This is a genomic window from Pseudomonas sp. KH_050 (assembly GCF_057838875.1).
On sequence record NZ_CM174478.1, the window covers coordinates 5,344,572 to 5,364,388 of the forward strand.

Genomic DNA, 19,817 nt, shown 5'->3' on the forward strand with positions numbered 1-19,817 from the left:
TGGAGGCGTGCCCCCGCAACGGGCGCACGCGGACAGATCAAAGATCGTGGTGCAGATAAGCCGCCTGTTTTGGCAGACGCAAGCTGAACAGGAAGGCCACCGCCATCGTCGCCGTGACGTACCGGTAGAAACTGTTCTCCATGGCCATGGTTTTCAAGCCCAGGGCCACGTATTCCGCCGAACCACCGAACACTGCGTTCGCCACCGCATAAGCCAAGCCTACCCCCAATGCCCGAACCTGTGCCGGGAACATTTCGGCTTTCACCAGGCCGCTGATGGAGGCGCTTCGTGAACGAGCGCGTCACCGGTCCGGCGGGAGCAAGCCCCTCGTCACACAAAGCCCACTCCCACAAGAGCGAAGCTGTACCTGTGGGAGCGGCGGTGTAGCGAACGCGTCAAACGCGCTCGATCGCCAAAGCCAGGCCCTGGCCGACGCCGACACACATGGTCGCCAGGCCTTTTTTGCCGCCGGTCTTTTCCAGCTGATGCAACGCAGTCAGCACCAGGCGCGCACCGCTCATACCCAGCGGGTGACCCAGGGCAATGGCGCCGCCGTTCGGGTTGACCTGCGCGGCGTCATCGGCCAGACCCAACTCTCGCAGTACCGCCAAGCCCTGACTGGCGAAGGCTTCGTTGAGTTCGATCACGTCGAAATCGCTGACGGCCAGCCCCAGACGCTCAGTCAATTTGCGCACCGCCGGCACCGGGCCAATGCCCATGACCCGTGGCGCGACACCGGCACTGGCCATGCCCAACACCCGGGCGCGGGCGGTCAGGCCATGTTTCTTCACGGCCTCGGCCGAGGCCAGGATCAATGCCGCCGCACCATCATTGACGCCCGAGGCGTTGCCGGCGGTAACGGTCTTGTCCGGGCCATTCACGGGCTTGAGTTTGCTCAGGGTTTCCAGGGTCGTTTCGGCGCGCGGGTGCTCGTCCTGCTCAACCACACTCTCGCCCTTCTTGTGGACAATCCGCACCGGGACGATTTCTTCAGCGAAGAATCCGGCGGCTTGCGCGGCCGCAGTCCGTTGCTGACTGCGCAAGGCGAAAGCGTCCTGATCGGCGCGGGAAACCCGGAAGTCATCGGCGACGTTGTCGGCGGTCTGCGGCATCGCATCGACGCCAAATTGAGCCTTCATCAAGGGGTTGATGAAGCGCCAGCCAATGGTGGTGTCTTCAAGTTTCATGTTGCGCGAGAACGCTGCGTCAGCCTTGCCCATGACAAACGGCGCACGGGACATCGATTCGACGCCGCCGGCAATCGCCAGCTCCATCTCGCCGCTGGCGATCGCCCGGAACGCGGTGCCGATGGCGTCCATGCCCGAAGCGCAGAGACGGTTGAGGGTTACGCCGGGAATGCTCTCTGGCAAACCGGCCAGCAACAAGGCCATGCGCGCAACGTTACGGTTGTCTTCGCCGGCCTGGTTGGCGCAGCCGAGGAACACCTCGTCCACCGCGTTCCAGTCCACCGAAGGGTTGCGCTCCATCAGCGCTTTGATCGGCACAGCGGCCAGGTCGTCGGCACGAACAGCCGCCAGCCCACCGCCGAAACGGCCTATAGGAGTACGGATCGCGTCACAGATAAAGACTTCGCGCATCAGGCTTCTCCCGGTGCTTGGCCGTGGGCCGCCGCGGTGCGTGCTTCGAGATCACGCAAAGCGCTCAGCTCTACTTCTGTTGGTTCTGCAGTGTGCTCGACCTGATCGGCAAAGCGAACGGCCCAACCGGTGGCAGCAACCACCTGCTCGCGGGTCACGCCCGGGTGCAGCGCGGTGACCACGAATTCGTGGCTGCCGGCTTCCGGCTCCATGATGCACAGATCGGTGATGATCCCCACCGGCCCGGCACCTGGCAGGCCCAGACGTTGACGCGAATCGCCACCTTCGCCATGACCGACCGAAGTAATGAAGTCGAGCTTGTCGACAAACGAACGGGCCGACTGCTTGAGGATGATCAGCACGCTTTTCGCCGAACCGGCGATCTCCGGCGCGCCACCGGCACCCGGCAGGCGGACTTTTGGCTGGTGATAGTCGCCGACCACCGTGGTGTTGATGTTGCCGAAGCGGTCGACCTGCGCAGCACCGAGGAAGCCGACGTCGATGCGCCCGCCCTGCAGCCAGTAGCGAAAAATCTCACCGGTTGGCACGACAGTGTCAGCGGTTTCGGCCAGTTCACCGTCACCGATCGACAGCGGCAGTACACTCGGCTTGGCGCCAATCGGGCCGGATTCGTAGATCAGCACCACGTCCGGCGAGGAGGTCAGCCGAGCCAGGTTGGCGGCCTTGGAAGGCAGGCCGATGCCGACGAAGCATACCGAACCGTTCTTCAACCGGCGCGCGGCGGCGACGGTCATCATTTCATTGGTGGAGTAAGTCATTATTTGGCCTCCGAAGCGCGGGCCAGCTTGGCCTGGAATTCACTGAAGTCAGCGCTGCCGTGAATGTATTCGTTGATCCAGGCGGTGAAGGTTTCGCGATCGCGGGCGATTGCATCCCAAGCCTGGTAGAAACGGTTGTCACGCTCGGTGTAACCGTGGGCGTAGGACGGATGCGCCCCACCTGGCACATGGCAGACAGCGCTCAAGGCCCAGGTCGGCAACACGCAGGCGTTCATCGGCGCCTTCAGGTCATCGACGATTTCTTCAACAGTGACGATGCAGCGTTTGGCCGCCAGCGCCGCTTCTTTCTGCACACCGAGGATGCCCCAGAGCAACACGTTGCCTTTGCGGTCGGCCTTCTGAGCGTGGATCACGGTGATATCCGGGCGCACCGAAGGCACTGCTGCCAATACTTCACCGGTGAATGGGCAGGTCACGCTTTTGATCAAGGGGTTGACCTTCGGCAGATCGGAACCGGCGTAGGCGCGCAACACTGCGAATGGCAGACCAGAAGCGCCAGCCACGTAGGCATTGGCCAGGTCGGCGTGACTGTGTTCTTCGATCTCCAACGCGTGCGGCCATTGCTTCTCGACCGCGTCACGCAGACGGTGCAGCGAGCCCACGCCCGGGTTGCCACCCCAGGAGAAAATCAACTTGCGAGCACAACCGGAACCGATCAGCTGGTCGTAGACCAGGTCAGGCGTCATACGCACCAGAGTCAGGTCTTTCTTGCCCTGGCGAATGATTTCATGACCCGCCGCTGTCGGGATCAGGTGAGTGAAGCCTTCGAGCGCGACGGTATCGCCGTCGTTGACGAACTGCTTCACCGCGTCATGCAGCGAAAGGATTTCAGCCATGGAGTGGACTCCCGAATTCAGTAAACCGACGTGGAAGAGAGGCGCGATGAGCAGCGCCGGATGACTGAAGATTAAGCCTCTAAAAATCGCCAAACAATCCGATAATCGACTAAGCGTTCGATTATCGAACAGATTGTTGTCAGGCTATCGGTTCTGCATTGCTACAAAACAGCTTCAGGCCAATCCCACTTCCACCGGAAAACACGGTACCTGTGGCGAGGGAGCTTGCTCGCGCTGGACCGCGAAGCGGGCCCAAAGCCTGCAACCGCGATTTATCAGGCAGAGCACATCAGCCGGATTACGACCGCTGCGCGCCCGAGCGGGAGCAAGCTCCCTCGCCACAAAGGCCCACTCACCGTAACGACAGCAACCTGGTCAAAACCTGATCAAGTCGCATCGGCATGACTAACCATGCCCTTGATCAGCACCGCGCTGGTCGCCAGCGCCGCCGGAATCACCTCAGACACTCCCGGCCCGCAGGCTGAAACAGTGCAGGCAACCGCTGTCGGGAAACGTGCTCATTGAGGCAGGCCTCATCATTATTATTGAGGCGCGCCCGGCGGATGGAGCAGACGCACTTCGCCGGATGACGCTGCCGCGACATTAATGAAGCACGGGAAACAGCGTCAATTGAGCAACGGCGTATCTGTGCGTTTATCGAACAGCTTAGGGTTTGCTGAGGATTGATCGAGCCTCAGGTTGCTGCCAACTGCCCCTAGGCGAACAACTGTGCGCTCAGATCGCGACTGGCGCTCAGCAGCTCCGGGAGAAAACGCTGCTCAAGCTCATTGCGGCTGACGCGCCCCGCATGGGTGCTGACATTCAACGCCGCCAGCACCTGCCCCGAGGCGTCGTACACCGGTACGGCGATGGAACGCAGGCCCTGCTCGAGTTCCTGATCGACGATGCACCAACCTTGTTGACGGACCTGTTGCAGGCATTCAAGCAGCGCTTCGGGGGTGTGCAACGTGCGACTGGTCTTGGTTTGCAGCTCCGCGTGGTCGAGGTATTCATGGAGCGAGGCATCATCCAGCGCCGCCAGCAGGATCCGCCCCATGGAGGTGCAATAGGCTGGCAGACGCCCGCCCACTGACAGATCGACCGAGATAAGGCGCTGGGTCGTCGCGGAGCGGGCTATATATAGAATGTCATCACCCTCCAGCGTGGCCATGTTGCAAGCCTCGTGAAGTTGTTCGCTCATGCGATCCAGATAAGGCTGGGCCGAAACCGCCAGCGGCGTCGAGGACAGATAGGCATGGCCCAGGGTCAGCACCTTGGGCAGCAACGAATAGGTACGCCCATCGGTGGTCGCATAACCCAGCTTGATCAGCGTATGCAGGCAACGGCGCACTGCCGCCCGAGGAATTTCCGTGCGGTGGCTGATCTGGGCGATGGTCAGATGGCGCTTGCGCTCCTGAAAGGCCTGCACCACTGCCAGACCGCGCGCCAGGGAGGTCATGAAGTCCGGATCACCGGTCAGTGCCTGGATCCGCTTGGCCGGCGAGGCGACGATCGGCGGGGCCACTGAAGCGAAAGAATTGCGCAGTTGATCGTTCATTTCAGGTCCTATGCCCACAGATCGACATCTATTACAGGCTGCTGCGCAGCAGATACGCAAGCCACGAACAGCCGAGTTGGGCGATTATCGAACCATCAATCGATAATCGCAATCGGCACCTTTCTCTCACAGGGGGGATTCCTTCTCCCACGACTCATGGATGACGCCAGATATACAAAAGTTCACACTTCCCCGCATGAGTAGGCGTCAGCCTCCGAAACGAGCGCTTACCCCTCACAACATTGCGTGCATTAATTTCACCGCAAGCACACAACTGTCCTGAGGAAAACCTACTTACAACCCGAAATTTATCCGTAACAAAAAGCCCTCACACAAAGTTGACGAGTTTTAACTTCTTGGTGATAGTGTTATTCAAATCGACCGCTATAATGATCCGTGTGATGACCGGGGTTTCTTTTATACCTTCGGATCCAATCACCCAGGTGGTGCCTGTTCCAGCGGCGCCCCCTGCAGCAACCGCCTGGCGTTCATTCACTATCAGCCAAAGCGCTTGCACGCGAAAACTGTTGCACGGCAGTTATTCCTCTCTGGTGCCGTGAGTGCTTGCAACAAGGATGCTGTTTATCAAATCGCTGTCAAAAGCCAAGGGCTTGTATAACCCGGCCTGTGACCCCATCTTGATAATCAACGATGCTGCAAGGTGTATCACCAGAATTCATCTCAACTCAATTAGGTAATACTGTGACGAAAGACGAACTGCGCGCGGAACTTGAGCGTCAGGAACAACGCTACAAGGATGTCTACGGCGGGGAAATCACCACCTACGCCGCCCAGCCTGAGCCGGAACGCAAGCCTTGGCGCAAACGCGCGAGCATTCTCGATCAGGCTTTTACTCAAGAATTGCAGAAAATGGAAAAGGAACTCAAAGCCGAAGAGCCATGACCGCTCCGGCTTGAGCCCTTCAGGGCTGGCTACTTCCCTGCCATATAGAAGCTGGCTCGGGTCACCACCCTGTTCCGCTCGCTACACGCGGGCGGCTGCCGCCCCAGCCCGAAAGGATGAGTAAATAGGCCATGGCTGGCCTGTACCGCTGAAACTTCCCACAGCTATTTCAGCGCATCGGCACTTCCCGAAAAGCCTGACTTCTCGATCATCACCAACAAAATCAATAGCTTGCCTGACCGGCAGAAACCCCGGGGGCTAGGGGGCTGTTACAAAGTAATTCGTTGAAGAATGTTACCGATGAGCATGTAGTGCATCGATTACTGAGGTTTTCTGGCATAATCGCGCCCCCTTACGACCGGGTCAGAAAACCTTCATGATCGATTTATTCAGCGGACTGGATGCTTGGGTGCTTGTGAGCCTCTTGCTCGCCCTGGCCTTTGTCCTCGCCTTCGAGTTCATCAACGGCTTTCATGACACCGCTAATGCGGTGGCCACTGTTATCTACACCAAAGCCATGCCACCCCACCTGGCCGTGTTCTTTTCCGGTGTGTTCAACTTCCTCGGCGTATTACTGGGCGGGGTCGGCGTGGCCTATGCAATCGTCCACCTGCTGCCGGTAGAACTGCTGATCAATGTGAACACTGGCCACGGGCTGGCGATGGTGTTCTCGTTGCTCGCGGCCGCCATCACCTGGAACCTGGGCACCTGGTACTTCGGTATCCCGGCCTCCAGCTCGCACACCTTGATCGGCTCGATCCTGGGCGTGGGCCTGGCGAATGCATTGATCAACGACATTCCGCTGGCCGATGGTGTCAACTGGCAGAAGGCGATTGATATCGGCGCCTCGCTGGTGTTCTCGCCGATGGCCGGCTTCCTGGTCGCTGGCCTGGTGCTCGTTAGCCTTAAATGGTGGCGCCCACTGTCCAAGATGCACAAGACCCCGGACGAGCGCCGCAAGCTCGACGACAAGAAACATCCACCGTTCTGGAATCGCCTGGTACTGGTGATCTCCGCAATGGCCGTGAGTTTCGTGCACGGTTCCAACGATGGCCAGAAAGGCATCGGCCTGATCATGCTGGTATTGATCGGTATCGTCCCGGCGCAGTTCGTGCTCGACCTGACCAGCACTACCTACCAGATCGAACGAACCCGCGATGCGACCTTGCACCTGAGCCAGTTCTATCAGCGTAACAGCGAATCGCTGGGCGAGTTCCTGGCGCTGGGCAAAAGCATACCGGGCGACTTGCCGGAGAAATTCCGTTGCAATCCGCAACAGACCGAACCGACCATTTCCGCGCTCCTCGGCACGCTCAAGGGTGTAGCGGACTATCACTCGCTGCCGGCGGAAAGCCGTATCGAAGTGCGTCGTTACCTGCTCTGCCTGGATGACACGGCGAAGAAAGTCGGCAAGCTGCCAGGCTTGGCAGCCCGTGAAAAGGATGACCTGAACAAGCTGCGCAAAGACCTGACCGCGACCACCGAATATGCGCCGTTCTGGGTAATTCTGGCAGTGGCCCTGGCTCTGGGGCTCGGTACCATGGTCGGCTGGAAGCGCGTGGTTCTGACCATCGGTGAAAAGATCGGCAAACAAGGCATGACCTACGCCCAGGGCATGTCGGCCCAGATCACCACCGCCTGCGCCATCGGCCTGGCCAACATCTTCAGCCTGCCGGTATCCACCACCCACGTACTGTCCTCGGGTGTCGCCGGGACCATGGTCGCAAACAAAAGCGGTCTGCAAGGCGGTACGGTGAAGACCATCCTGCTGGCCTGGATCCTGACCCTGCCGGCGACGGTGGGCTTGTCGGCCGGTTTGTTCTGGCTGGCGTCGAAAGTCCTCGTCAGCTGATCTTCAGCCTGTTTGCAAAAAAAAAAGGTGCGATCCCGTCTGGATCGCACCTTTTTTTATGCCTTTTGGAATGCGTTCAACCTGAAAAGATCGCAGCCTGCGGCAGCTCCTACGGCGGCGCGCAGACAAAAAAAAGGGCGACCGAAGTCGCCCAAAATGCCTTGCGTGCTCGTGTACCGGAAAGACTTAAGGCTTTTTGCTCTTATGTGCATCTTTCCAGATAAAGAATCCAAACCCTGCGAAAAAAGCCACCATGAGGCCGACTGTCAGCACTCCGGCGATCACTACGTTGTCGAAAAACATGACTGGCCTCCTGCTCTTGCCCTGTTGCGATGGGGCTAAGTTAACCAATCCGGCTTCGATAAAAATTGACCGGGATCAATAGCGCCCGAAAGAAGAGGTAAAGGAGGAAAATAACTGACCTGCGTCAACGGATGCAGGGGGATTCAACGTTTTTTCGGTTTGTTTTTCGGCTTTTTCCTGGCTTTTCCCAATGGCATGGCCTGCTCGAAAGCCTGGCGCACTTCGTTCAGGCGCTTTTCATTGAGATCATGCACGCGCTTGGCACGTTCGGAATTCAGGTCTATCAGCTTGTCGTCTTGGCTCATGGCGTTGATTGCATCATCTGGCTGGCGGTCGAATTCAAGCGCAGCAGTCAACCGCCCTGCACGCCGGGGTCTGCCCATAATGCGGTGTGATCCCGGCGCTGACCAGTCGCCAGCGAAGTCGGTAGCGAACATTTTGCGCCGTGATACACATAAAAAGCCCGACGCTAAACCTCGACATCCACCCACAATCCCTGACGAGGCTGATCTTCCATCAGTGGCACCACGGGCACGGTGTTGTCCGCGTTGAGCTCGTCACCGGGCAGGGCCAGGTGCGTTTGCGAGTCTTCATCGACTTCACGCCGACGCTTGTTGCGTTCCTGCTGGCGCTGCTGCTCTTCACGCAATAACAACGCCGAATGTTCGGCATCGCGCTTTTGCAGGTCGATGGTGCTTTCATTGGAGCTCGGTTGCACCGGCACTACAGGCGGAATGTCCGGCGTGGAGCGGACCGGATCCTGCTGGGAGGTGATCGGCACGACACTCAAGGGAAGTATCGGTGGCAGCATAATTATTAGTCTCCTGTCAGCAGGCTGTCGGCTGCCGGGGTGACGACTTGAGCCATCGGGCGCAAACTTGTGACCCCTCGTCGCCGTAACCCTTTGGTCTGGAGGCCTTGATCCGTTAAGATAGTCGGCTTTTTCAAGGCGGGAGTCAGGCAGCATGGCGCAGCAGTATCAACCGGGGCAACGCTGGATTAGTGACAGCGAAGCCGAGCTAGGTTTAGGCACCGTTCTGGCACAGGACGGTCGCTTGCTGACCGTGCTCTATCCGGCCACTGGCGACACTCGTCAGTATGCGCTACGGAATGCGCCCCTCACACGTGTGCGGTTTTCGCCAGGTGACTCGATCACTCACTTCGAAGGCTGGAAACTGACCGTGCGCGAGGTCGACGATGTCGACGGCTTGCTGGTCTATCACGGGCTCAACGGGCAGAACGACGTGGTTACCCTGCCGGAAACCCAACTGTCGAACTTCATTCAGTTCCGCCTGGCCAGCGACCGACTGTTCGCCGGGCAGATCGACCCGCTGGCGTGGTTCTCGCTGCGTTACCACACCCTCGAACACACCAGCCGCCAGTTGCAATCTTCACTCTGGGGCCTGGGTGGCGTGCGTGCGCAACCTATCGCTCACCAGTTGCACATCGCCCGCGAAGTGGCCGACCGGATCGCGCCACGGGTTCTGCTGGCCGATGAAGTGGGCCTGGGCAAGACCATCGAAGCAGGCTTGGTGATCCATCGCCAACTGCTCTCCGGTCGCGCCAATCGGGTGCTGATCCTGGTTCCGGAAAACCTCCAGCACCAGTGGTTGGTGGAAATGCGCCGGCGCTTCAACCTGCAGGTTGCCCTGTTCGATGAGGAACGTTTCATCGAAAGCGATGCCGCCAATCCGTTCGAAGACACCCAGCTCGCACTGGTCGCTCTGGAATGGCTGGTGGACGACGAGAAGGCCCAGGACGCGCTGTTCGCTGCCGGCTGGGACCTGATGGTGGTCGACGAAGCGCACCACCTGGTCTGGCATGAAGATCAGGTCAGCGCAGAATATGCACTGGTCGAGCAGCTTGCGGAAGTGATTCCTGGCGTGCTGCTGCTGACCGCCACCCCGGAACAACTGGGTCAGGACAGCCACTTCGCGCGACTGCGCCTGCTCGATCCGAATCGTTTTCATGACCTGCATGCGTTCCGCGCCGAAAGCGAAAACTATCGCCCGGTCGCCGAAGCCGTTCAGGAACTGCTGGACCAGGGGCGTCTGTCCCCGGCCGCGCATAAAACCATTCAAGGCTTCCTCGGTGACGAAGGCGAAGCCCTGCTAGCCGCCGTCAACGATGGCGATATTGAAGCCAGCGGTCGTCTGGTCCGTGAACTGCTGGACCGCCACGGCACCGGCCGCGTGCTGTTCCGCAACACTCGTGCCGCCGTGCAAGGCTTCCCGGAGCGCAAGCTGCATCCGTACCCGCTGCCGTGCCCGGACGAATACCTCGAGTTGCCGCTGGGCGAACACGCCGAACTGTACCCGGAAGTCAGCTTCCAGTCCCAGCCGGACGCCAACGAAGAAGAGCGCTGGTGGCGCTTCGACCCTCGTGTCGAGTGGCTGATCGACACGCTGAAGATGCTCAAACGCACCAAAGTGCTGGTGATCTGCGCCCACGCTGAAACCGCGATGGACCTCGAGGACGCCCTGCGCGTGCGCTCGGGCATCCCGGCCACGGTCTTCCATGAAGGCATGAACATCCTTGAGCGTGACCGCGCCGCCGCCTACTTCGCGGATGAAGAGTTTGGCGCCCAGGTGCTGATCTGCTCGGAAATCGGCAGTGAAGGCCGCAACTTTCAATTCTCCCACCACCTGGTGCTGTTCGATCTGCCGTCGCACCCGGATCTGCTGGAACAGCGTATCGGTCGTCTGGACCGGATCGGCCAGAAACACACCATCGAATTGCACGTGCCGTACCTGGAAACCAGCCCGCAACAACGCTTGTTCCAGTGGTACCACGAGGCACTGAATGCCTTCCTCAACACCTGCCCGACCGGCAACGCCCTGCAACATCAATTCGGCCCGCGCCTGTTACCGCTGCTGGAAAGCGCCGATGACGGTGAATGGCAAGCCCTGATCGACGAAGCGCGCAGCGCCCGTGAGCACCTGGAAAGCGAGTTGCACACCGGTCGCGACCGCTTGCTGGAACTCAACTCCGGCGGTGCCGGCGAAGGTGATGCGCTGGTTGAGGCGATCCATGAACAGGACGATCAGTTCGCCCTGCCGATCTACATGGAAACCCTGTTTGACGCCTTTGGTATCGACAGTGAAGACCACTCGGAAAACGCCCTGATCCTCAAACCGAGCGAAAAAATGCTCGACGCCAGTTTCCCGCTGGGCGACGACGAAGGCGTGACCATCACTTACGACCGCAACCAGGCGCTGTCTCGCGAAGACATGCAGTTCATTACCTGGGAGCACCCGATGGTGCAGGGCGGCATGGACCTGGTGCTGTCCGGTTCGATGGGCAACACTGCCGTCGCACTGATCAAGAACAAGGCGCTCAAACCCGGGACCGTGTTGCTGGAACTGCTCTACGTCAGTGAAGTAGTTGCTCCGCGCTCGCTGCAGCTGGGTCGTTACCTGCCACCGGCCGCCCTGCGCTGCCTGCTTGATGCCAACGGCAACGACCTGTCGACCCGGGTTTCCTTCGAGACCTTGAACGACCAGCTCGAAAGCGTGCCACGGGCCAGCGCCAACAAGTTCATCCAGGCCCAGCGCGATCAGCTGACACCGAAGATCAACGCCGGCGAAGCGAAGATCGCCCCACGCCACGCCGAGCGGGTCGCCGAAGCGCAACGTCGCCTGGCCGCCGACACCGACGAAGAACTGGCGCGCCTGACCGCCTTGCAAGCGGTCAACCCGACCGTGCGCGACAGCGAGCTGATCGCCCTGCGCCAGCAACGCGAACAAGGCCTGGCCATGCTCGACAAAGCGGCTTTGCGTCTGGAAGCGATACGGGTGTTGGTGGCCGGCTGATTAGCTGCTCCCCTCCTCCGAAGAACAAAGGCCCGCGTAATGCGGGCCTTTTTAATTACGACTGAAAACCATCAGTGTGAAGAAGACCGCCAAGATCGCAGCCTGCGGCAGCTCCTACGGGATTTGCGTGCATTCGCAATATTGCGGGTATACAGGGTCGGCGTAGGAGCTGCCGCAGGCTGCGATCTTTTGATCTTAAGCAGTCACCACCGGAATCTGCGGCCCAACAGCCACCAGCCCTTCCTTCATTCGCTGCGCATCCCGAACGAAACAACGCGAAGCCTGGAACAGAAACAGCATGGTCAGGAACAACGCCACCGGGATCAGGTACATCGCGTCATGCAGGCCAACGGCCTTGAACGCCTCGGTCATCTGTCCGGCGCCAGCCGAAAGCATTGCGGTATGTGCAAAGTGATCGGACAGAGCGCCAACCACCACCGGCCCCAACCCACCCCCCAACAGATACAACCCGGCAAAGAACAACGCCATGGCGGTGGCCCGCAAGCGCGGCTCGACCACGTCCTGAATCGCCGTGTAGACGCACGTATAGAAGTTGTAGGCAAACAGCCAGCCCAGGCTGAACACCGCGACAAACACTCCGATCTCGATCCGGCCGGCATGCAGCGCCCACGCGGTGGCCAAGGTCGAAATGATCAGGCTGCCGGCGGCGAACAGCAGTCGACCGTTAGCCACTCGCTGGTGAATCTTGTCGGCAACCCAGCCGCCAAGGGTCAAGCCGATCAGCCCGGTCACGCCGACGATCACCCCGGTCGCCACCGCCGCTTCCTGCAAGGGCATCAGGAAATAGCGCTGCAGCATCGGCACCAGAAAGGAGTTGCAGGCATAGGTGGCGAAGTTGAAGGTCAGCCCCGCTAACACCAGCCACAGGAAGGTCGGGATCGCCAGCACCCGACGAATGGGTTGATCGACCCGCTCCTGGGAGACCTGAACGGTCTCCGCCGCGCCGCGCTTCGGCTCCTTGATAAAAAACATGAACACCGCCAACAGCAATCCCGGTACCGCAGCGATAAAAAACGGCGCGCGCCAACTGTCGAACGCCTGGACCATCGCACCGATGGTAAAAAACGCCAGCAACAGGCCCAGCGGCAACCCGAGCATGAAAATGCCCATGGCCCGTGCCCGCCGGTGGGCTGGGAACAGGTCGCCGATCAGCGAATTGGCGGCCGGGGCATAACTGGCCTCGCCAATACCCACCCCCATGCGTACCAACAGAAACCCCCAGAAACTGCCCACCAGGCCATTGACCGCGGTCAGCCCACTCCACGCCGCCAGGCCCCAGCCCATCAACTTGCTGCGAGAACCGGTATCGGCCATCCGCCCCAGCGGCAGCCCGGCGATGGCGTACACAATGGTGAAGGCAGTACCGATGATGCCGATCTGGAAATCACTCAGGTGCCATTCCATCCGGATGGGTTCGATGATGATGGCCGGGATGGTGCGATCGAAAAAGTTGAACAGGTTCGCCAGAAACAGCAGGAACAGAATGCGCCAGGCATTCGCCGCTTGGTTCGAGTTCTGCATAGTCCGTCTCTTTTATTGTTATTGGGGCGTGGCTGCCACCCGGAATCAGCAATCTAGTCAGCCCGGTCCGGCCTGTCTGTCATTATTTGTAAAGCTGATACCGGCTCATGGAGACGAGCGCGGACGCTGATTTATTTTTGGTTCTAAGCAATGCCCAATTCATTGCAAAATCATTGATATTAATATGCCACCATCACTTGCGTTTCATACAGGGTCTCTATACTCCAACCACTTATCAGCTCTTATGGCGCTGTGCGCTGAATGACTCATAGACGGAGCTTGCTATGGATTGGCTTGGTTTGCATTTTGTTACCGAGCTTCCAGAAAGCGGACAAGTTGTACTTGATTGCAGTCATAACCCCTTTCTGGTGCTGTTGGCTTATGTGGTCGCCTGCGTTGCCGGCTTTGCTGTTCTGGATATGACCGAACGGGTCGGTCATGTGGAAAAATTCGCCTCAAAACGAGTCTGGTGCTGGGTCGGAGCTTGCGGTCTGGCTGGCGGTATCTGGGCCATGCACTTCATCAGCATGCTGGCGTTCCAGGCGCCGATTGAAATCCATTATGAGCTGCCGATCACCCTGATCTCGCTGCTGATCGCCTTGATCGCCTCATTGCTGGCGATGAACACCCTCAGCCACGCACACCTGAGTCTATGGCAGTACCTGCAAGCGTCGGTGTGGATGGGGCTGGGAATTGCCGCCATGCATTACACCGGTATGGCCGCCATGCGCTCCAACGCCACTGCCTACTACCAGCCCATGCTGTTTGGCCTGTCCGTCGTGATCGCCATAGGTGCCAGCCTTGCAGCCTTGTTGCTGTCCCGTCATTTGCGCGACGGCAGAGGCTTTTTCCACCAACTGCTCAAATACAGTGCCAGCCTGGTGCTGGGGGCCGGGATCGTCAGCATGCATTTCACCGGCATGTGGTCAATGACCCTGGTACTGCCCGCCGGCAATCTTGAGCAACTCCCTGCCGGCAACAACCATATGCAATTGGGCCTGACCATCGCTGTCATTACCTTGCTGATTATCGGCAGCAGCATCAGCGCGGCAATGGCCGACAAAAAACTGCAAAACAAGGAGCACGATCTGCGCCGGGTCAACGCGCTGCTCAGTCAACTGGATCAGGCCCGTATGTCGTTGCAGCATGTGGCCCATTACGATGCCTTGACCAATCTGATCAATCGCCGCGGCTTCAACCAGATCTTCGCCGAGAAGCTCATTGAGAAAAGTACACACGGCGGCATGCTGGCGGTGTTATTCCTGGATATCGATCACTTCAAGCGCATCAACGACAGCCTCGGCCATGACGCCGGGGACGAGCTGTTGAAAGTACTTGCCAGCCACATCAAGGGCGCGACCCGCAGCCATGACAATGTAGTAGCGCGCTTTGGTGGCGACGAGTTCTGCATCCTGATCAACCTCCACGATCGTGATGAAGCACGGCACATGGCGCTACGGATCATGCAAAAAATGAAGGAGCCCATCGAGCTGGCCGGGCGACGCATGGTCATGACCACCAGCATCGGCATCAGCGTGTTTCCCGACGATGGCAAGACCTGCGAGGAATTGCTGAAGAATGCTGACCTGGCGCTCTATCAATCCAAAGGCAGCGGTCGTAACAGCCTGCACTTCTTCAGTCCCAACCTGAAAACCAAGGCCACCCTCGAACTGCAACTCGAAGAAGAATTGCGCAATGCATTGCGCAATGAAAGCAGGCTGATGCTCTATTACCAACCGATCCTGGACCTGGAAAGCGGCCGGGTCACCAAGCTTGAAGCCCTGGTGCGCTGGCAACACCCAACTCATGGATTGCTGGTACCTGATCAGTTTATCGGTATTGCCGAAACCAACGGGCTGATCGCCGAGCTGGATAATTGGGCGCTGCGCAAAGCTTGCGAGGACCTGAGCACGCTCTCGCGGCAGGGGTATTCAGCGCTGAAAATCGCGGTGAACTGTTCGGCCCTCAACCTGTCACGCGAAGAACTCCCCGACGAAATCGAAAGCGCTCTGCGAGCCAATGGCGTTGCTCCGCAACGGCTGGAACTGGAAGTCACCGAAAACGCCCTGATGGGCAACATCGCCAACACGCTGGATTTGCTGCGGCAGATTCGCGCCCTCGGCGTCTCCCTGTCGATCGACGATTTCGGCACCGGCTACTCATCCCTTGCCTACCTCAAGCGGCTTCCGCTGAACACCTTGAAAATCGATCGCTCGTTCATCCAGGACATTCCCAAATCGGCCCAGGACATGGAGATAGTCCAGGCCATTATCGTCATGGCCCACACACTGCATTTGCAGGTCGTCACTGAAGGCGTCGAAACCGTCGAGCAATACGATTTCCTCAAGCTCTTCGGCTGTGATTTCGTTCAAGGCTATTTGCTCAGCCCGCCGGTCCCGCTCGCTGAGTTGCATCCGGTTCTGAACGAAATCAACCAGCGTAGACAGCCCATCCCGACGGCCCTCAGTCTTCTGGGCATCGCCCACGGTACAGATGGACCAATGTCGAGGGATCTTTTTCTTGATAACCCTGGCCGCTATGCAGGCGCATCAGTTGAGCAGCCAGTCCGCTGATGGGCGTGGCCGAGCCTTGCTCGCGGGAAAACTTCACCGCCGCGTCCAGGTCCTTGAGCAAGGTGCGCACATGCCACTTCACCGGTTCGAATCGACTTTCGGCCATTTGCGGGGCAAGAATCTGCAGCGGTCTGGAATCAGCAAACCCACCGGCCAGTGCCTCGGCAATCAATTTCGCATCGACACCTGAACGCTCAGCCAGGGCCACCACCTCGGCGATCACCAGTGCATTGCAGGCGACGATCATCTGATTGCAGGCTTTGGTCACCTGCCCTGCCCCCACCGCGCCCATGTGCGTGACCCGCTGCCCCAGACTCAATAGCACAGGCCGCATACGCTCGACATCCGTCGCGTGCCCGCCGACCATGATCGCCAGGCTGCCCGACTCGGCTCCTGCAGTGCCGCCCGAGACCGGTGCATCGAGCCAGCCCATACCCGTTTCACTGAGTAACTGCGCGGCCATCTCCCGGGTTGCGGTCGGCTCCAGACTGGAAAAATCCACCAACAATTTCCCGGCCGTTGCACCCTGCGCCACACCCGCCGCACCGAATACCACCTCTCGCACGACCGCCGTGTCGGCCAGGCACAGCATCACCACATCCGCCTGCTGGCACAGCTCCGCGGGAGTGGCCACTTGCCGCGCTCCGGCCTCGACCAGCGCCGCGCACTTTTCCGGGTTGCGGTTCCAGATTGTCAATGGGTAACCCGCGGCCAGCAGACGGCGACACATCGGCAAGCCCATCAAACCGATACCGGCAAAGGCCAAAGAAGGTAATGCAGCACTCATAATTCACTCCTGCGAACTAAAGAACGTCGAATATTGGCCGATTCATTCTGATTCAGGAAGGATTCCCCCTAGCGACCCCTAAGGTTAAACCCTATCGCTCGGGCCTATATCGCACTGTAAAGTCGCGAGATCCCATCCGTGATGGCTTGATGATATCTCGTCACCGAGCCGACCAGTCCAGGTACATGGCGCACAATGACTTCTAAAAACAACCCTGCCAACGCGATATCCGAACTGACACTGACCTCCCCGGATAAACCCTCAGGCTCGAAGCCATTGACCAGTTCGCCGCCGCTTGCCAGCCCACAGTACCTGTACTTCACCGAGACCAACACCGATCGCATCCTCGATAACCTCAATGGCCTGCGCGACATGGTGTTCCCCCGCGCGCCGCACCTGGAAGACGGCAGCGAAATGCGCCGCGACCAGGAATTTCCTTCGGTCTGCCTGATCGGCCTGGGTCGCTGCGGATCAAACATTGCGCTGGACGTGGCGGAGCTGGTGTACAACGCCCGCAAGTTCTACCTGAACGAATTCAATACCGATGACAAGCCCTATGCCGACAAGGGCTACAGCCCTGCGCAGTGGATCCGCAACAACCTGCGCCTGGGCGCCGGCAAGGCCAGTAAACCGGTGTTCCTGGTCGAACCTCTGGTGATGCTGGGCGACCTGGACAAAGACATTGCCGGTCGCATCCGTTTCTCCCGCAAAGGCGAAAAAAGCAGCTTCCTGCGCGACTACAGCAAAATGAAAATCATGGACCTTTCGGAAGTCCATGCAGGGGGTGCGGGTAACGCGCCGATCCTCGGCCAGTACCTGGCGAAGATTATTCTCAACAAGGATACCCAGCGCTTTTCCAGCCCGGACTGGAAGATGATCCACTCCTACCTGATCGATTCCTGCGGGATCAAGGCCAACCAGTCACGGCTGTACTTCTCGATCTTCAGTGCCGGTGGCGGTACCGGTTCGGGCATGGCTTCGGAGTTCGGCCTGGCACAGCAATACTCTTACATGAACAAGACGTTCGATACCAAACCGGTTGACGAACATGACAGCAAAAGCGGCCACGCTTTCGTCTTTGAACCGATCTTCACCAGCGGCATTTGTGTACTGCCGAACATTTCCGATCACCGCAGCGAAATGTCCGAAGCGCTGCACATCAACGCCGGTCGTTTGCTCTGCAAGTACCTGTCGGAAGAATGGGACTTCTCCTATAACTTCGACAACGAAGACAGCAGCGAAGCCAGCGTCATGGGCCGGATCCGGCCCTGGAACGCGATGATGCTGATCTCCAACGACATCATGCGTTACGCCGAAGAGAGCGATGACGGCAACATCCAGAACATCGATGTCAATGCCATGGAAAAGCACGCCAACCAGTACATCTCTCAACAGATTTTCAACATTCTCACTGCGCAGGCGGTGACCACCGACTATGACCAGAACTATTTCCGTCGAGCCGGTATCGACATCGGCGAAACCATTCGCCTGGACGCCAATGACCTGTTCATGAGTCTGGCCGGTCCGGTAGCGATTGCCTACGCCGAATCCGTGGTGCCAGAAACGCCGGCACCGTCGGGCGACAAGTTCAAAGTCTTCGAGAAAGAGCCACAACGGTTGAACATCGACGACCTGTTCTTCCGCTCCATCGACCTGCCGCACTTCAACAAGGTGACGCAGGCCATCGAAGGCATCAGCCTGCTGCCGATCGAGTCCAAGCGTTACCGTGCGGCACTGGAGCAATACAAGGCTTCGGGCTACGACGCCGCGGCCCTGCACGATCTGCACTTCTTCAAGAACTGTTCATCGGTGGTGTCGATCGTCTCCTTGCCCAAGGACTACAAGCTGTCGTACATGGACCTGAACCGACTGAAGACTCACCTCAACAGTCTGTTCCCCAATACCACGCTCAAGCGTTATGCCCTGGTGATCGGCGCTTCGGCCAACCTGTCGCTGACCACCCTGATTGCCAAGAGTCCGTGCCTCTCCGACGATTTCCTGACCCTGATAGTGGCGTTCATCAAGCGCTGCTTTGCGCGTACCCCGTACCGCTTCGACGAGACGCTGGACAACTCGATCCTCGACTTCATCATCAATGAAGAGTTCGACGAAGGCCTCATCGACGAGTTGCTCAACGAGTTCGAAAACCCGGCGAAGATCCTCGACACCAACTGGTACGCGATCAAGCCGATGTACGAGAAAAAGTATCGTGAGCTGATCAACGACAAGGACAAGTTCGTCTCGATCAACGACATCCGCCTGTCTCGCGATTGCGTGAAAAAGGCCATCAAATACTTGCGCGAGATCTATCGCCACCGCATTGGCAAGACCAAGGTTATTTCGCTGAATAACCATACGGGCAAGACGGCGCACTGAAGCCAAGCGGTTGATCATTCCCATGCAGAGCGTGGGGATGTTCTCACTCGCGCCTTGGCCAAACCAGTCAACCAGATTGAGCGCTTTGACCATTGCCCCATTCGCCGCCCAGCGCCAGTATCTGCCCGCTTCTTCTACAGTCCGACCCAATAAAAACAAAGATAAAGACTGAGGGATTCTGGTAATGCGCGGCTATTTGACTGCACTTTCATATTCATACATTGATCGACAAAAGGCCGGTGCGACCTTTAAAGGCCATCTGGCGCTCGCTGTCCGCGATGAATGCCGCGACCCATTTTCGCTGTCGGTTGCTCACGCCCAGAAACAATTTTGCGCCCCTCGGTATCTCCGGCCAACTGTTCCGTCTTTGAGCACCCTAAACGCCGCCCTTCAACAGGTGGGGCGTTTCTCTACGGCAACGTGCCATCACTCTGATCGTAGTTACTCGCCTACACACTTTTACTCGCCGAACAGCAGCACCAAATTGGTGCGCTCACTCAGGCCTGCGCCTTTTCCTGAATTAAAATCCACGGCGAAACAACCACTGCCCATAGCAGCGGATCGCGCTCCAGAAGATCCTGCGCCCGCGACGCAGACACCTTGGCAAGCACATCATCGGTCAACCAGGCAGCCACTTTCTCGGCCTGGTTCTCGGCTACGGCTTCTGCGACTGCAATCAAATCCAGAGTGGTATCGACCCACAATAGGGCACCCTTGGCAAAGAACGGTTCAAGCTCCTTCCAGGTAATAGATGCGGTTTCACCGAGCAGTTTGGCATAGAGGGTGCTAGCTTCTTGAGTCATGGGTCTCACCAGGAAAAAAGTCGGTGCAATGATAACGCCGCTGATCCGGTAGAAAAACCCAGTTGCAAATGAGT

15 protein-coding genes and 1 pseudogene are annotated in these 19,817 nt (G+C 58.7%); 5 read left to right on the forward strand and 11 right to left on the reverse strand.

The genetic code is table 11. The features are described 5' to 3' along the window. Nucleotides 1–37 precede the first annotated feature (37 nt). The 5 genes and pseudogenes from AC3IUA_RS24545 to pcaR all read right to left on the reverse strand — a co-directional run. A pseudogene (locus tag AC3IUA_RS24545) lies at nt 38–280 on the reverse strand (alpha-ketoglutarate permease); the annotation flags it as partial. A 115-nt stretch (nt 281–395) separates the two neighbouring features. Beyond that, entirely contained in the window at nt 396–1,601 is a 1,206-nt protein-coding gene (gene pcaF, locus AC3IUA_RS24550; RefSeq protein ID WP_489362458.1) for a 3-oxoadipyl-CoA thiolase, read from the reverse strand. Beyond that, on the reverse strand, nt 1,598–2,380 hold the full coding sequence (locus tag AC3IUA_RS24555) for a CoA-transferase subunit beta (protein WP_489362460.1): 783 nt from the start codon (nt 2,378–2,380) through the stop codon (nt 1,598–1,600). Before AC3IUA_RS24555 ends, pcaF begins: the two co-directional genes overlap by 4 nt. After that, nucleotides 2,377–3,234, reverse strand: a complete 858-nt coding sequence (locus AC3IUA_RS24560; RefSeq protein WP_489357450.1) for a CoA transferase subunit A — start codon at nt 3,232–3,234, stop codon at nt 2,377–2,379. Before AC3IUA_RS24560 ends, AC3IUA_RS24555 begins: the two co-directional genes overlap by 4 nt. Before the next feature lie 715 nt (nt 3,235–3,949). Further along, nucleotides 3,950–4,792: a pca regulon transcriptional regulator PcaR gene (gene pcaR, locus AC3IUA_RS24565; RefSeq protein WP_489357451.1), complete on the reverse strand. Its 843-nt coding sequence runs from the start codon at nt 4,790–4,792 to the stop codon at nt 3,950–3,952. A 702-nt stretch (nt 4,793–5,494) separates the two neighbouring features. Here pcaR and AC3IUA_RS24570 point away from each other — a divergent pair. Both AC3IUA_RS24570 and AC3IUA_RS24575 read left to right on the forward strand, forming a co-directional pair. Continuing rightward, nucleotides 5,495–5,695: a hypothetical protein gene (locus AC3IUA_RS24570; protein WP_150641610.1), complete on the forward strand. Its 201-nt coding sequence runs from the start codon at nt 5,495–5,497 to the stop codon at nt 5,693–5,695. Nucleotides 5,696–6,071: 376 nt separating this feature from the next. Beyond that, the gene (locus tag AC3IUA_RS24575) at nt 6,072–7,547 is read left to right on the forward strand and encodes an inorganic phosphate transporter (protein WP_489357452.1); all 1,476 of its coding nucleotides are present in this window, start codon (nt 6,072–6,074) and stop codon (nt 7,545–7,547) included. Between the two features lie 186 nt (nt 7,548–7,733). Here the strand turns inward: AC3IUA_RS24575 and ccoM are convergent, their stop codons facing one another. From ccoM to AC3IUA_RS24590, 3 genes are all read right to left on the reverse strand, one after another. Continuing rightward, nucleotides 7,734–7,850: a cytochrome c oxidase subunit CcoM gene (gene ccoM, locus AC3IUA_RS24580; protein ID WP_318183215.1), complete on the reverse strand. Its 117-nt coding sequence runs from the start codon at nt 7,848–7,850 to the stop codon at nt 7,734–7,736. A gap of 143 nt (nt 7,851–7,993) precedes the next feature. Further along, a complete protein-coding gene (locus AC3IUA_RS24585) occupies nt 7,994–8,287 on the reverse strand; it encodes a hypothetical protein (protein ID WP_489362536.1) in 294 nt (97 codons plus the stop codon). A 32-nt stretch (nt 8,288–8,319) separates the two neighbouring features. Continuing rightward, entirely contained in the window at nt 8,320–8,661 is a 342-nt protein-coding gene (locus AC3IUA_RS24590; RefSeq protein WP_489357453.1) for an aspartate-semialdehyde dehydrogenase, read from the reverse strand. Between the two features lie 154 nt (nt 8,662–8,815). Here AC3IUA_RS24590 and rapA point away from each other — a divergent pair, with 154 nt between their 5' ends. Then, nucleotides 8,816–11,662, forward strand: a complete 2,847-nt coding sequence (gene rapA / locus AC3IUA_RS24595) for an RNA polymerase-associated protein RapA (protein ID WP_489357454.1) — start codon at nt 8,816–8,818, stop codon at nt 11,660–11,662. Nucleotides 11,663–11,857: 195 nt separating this feature from the next. Here rapA and AC3IUA_RS24600 read toward each other — a convergent pair whose 3' ends face one another. Further along, nucleotides 11,858–13,204, reverse strand: coding sequence for a spinster family MFS transporter (locus AC3IUA_RS24600; RefSeq protein WP_489357455.1), 1,347 nt, complete (start codon nt 13,202–13,204; stop codon nt 11,858–11,860). A 284-nt stretch (nt 13,205–13,488) separates the two neighbouring features. On the opposite strand from AC3IUA_RS24600, the gene AC3IUA_RS24605 reads away from it, so the two are divergent. Further along, entirely contained in the window at nt 13,489–15,777 is a 2,289-nt protein-coding gene (locus AC3IUA_RS24605) for a putative bifunctional diguanylate cyclase/phosphodiesterase (RefSeq protein WP_489357456.1), read from the forward strand. On the opposite strand, the gene AC3IUA_RS24610 is transcribed toward AC3IUA_RS24605, so the two are convergent. After that, the gene (locus AC3IUA_RS24610; protein WP_489357457.1) at nt 15,668–16,564 is read right to left on the reverse strand and encodes an NAD(P)-dependent oxidoreductase; all 897 of its coding nucleotides are present in this window, start codon (nt 16,562–16,564) and stop codon (nt 15,668–15,670) included. The two genes, AC3IUA_RS24605 and AC3IUA_RS24610, sit on opposite strands and share 110 nt — an antisense overlap. Before the next feature lie 195 nt (nt 16,565–16,759). On the opposite strand from AC3IUA_RS24610, the gene AC3IUA_RS24615 reads away from it, so the two are divergent. Next, nucleotides 16,760–18,940: a hypothetical protein gene (locus tag AC3IUA_RS24615; RefSeq protein ID WP_489357458.1), complete on the forward strand. Its 2,181-nt coding sequence runs from the start codon at nt 16,760–16,762 to the stop codon at nt 18,938–18,940. Nucleotides 18,941–19,437: 497 nt separating this feature from the next. Here AC3IUA_RS24615 and AC3IUA_RS24620 read toward each other — a convergent pair whose 3' ends face one another. Next, nucleotides 19,438–19,743 (reverse strand): DUF2288 domain-containing protein, encoded by a 306-nt coding sequence (locus AC3IUA_RS24620; RefSeq protein WP_489357459.1) that lies wholly within the window; start codon nt 19,741–19,743, stop codon nt 19,438–19,440. Nucleotides 19,744–19,817 lie beyond the last annotated feature (74 nt).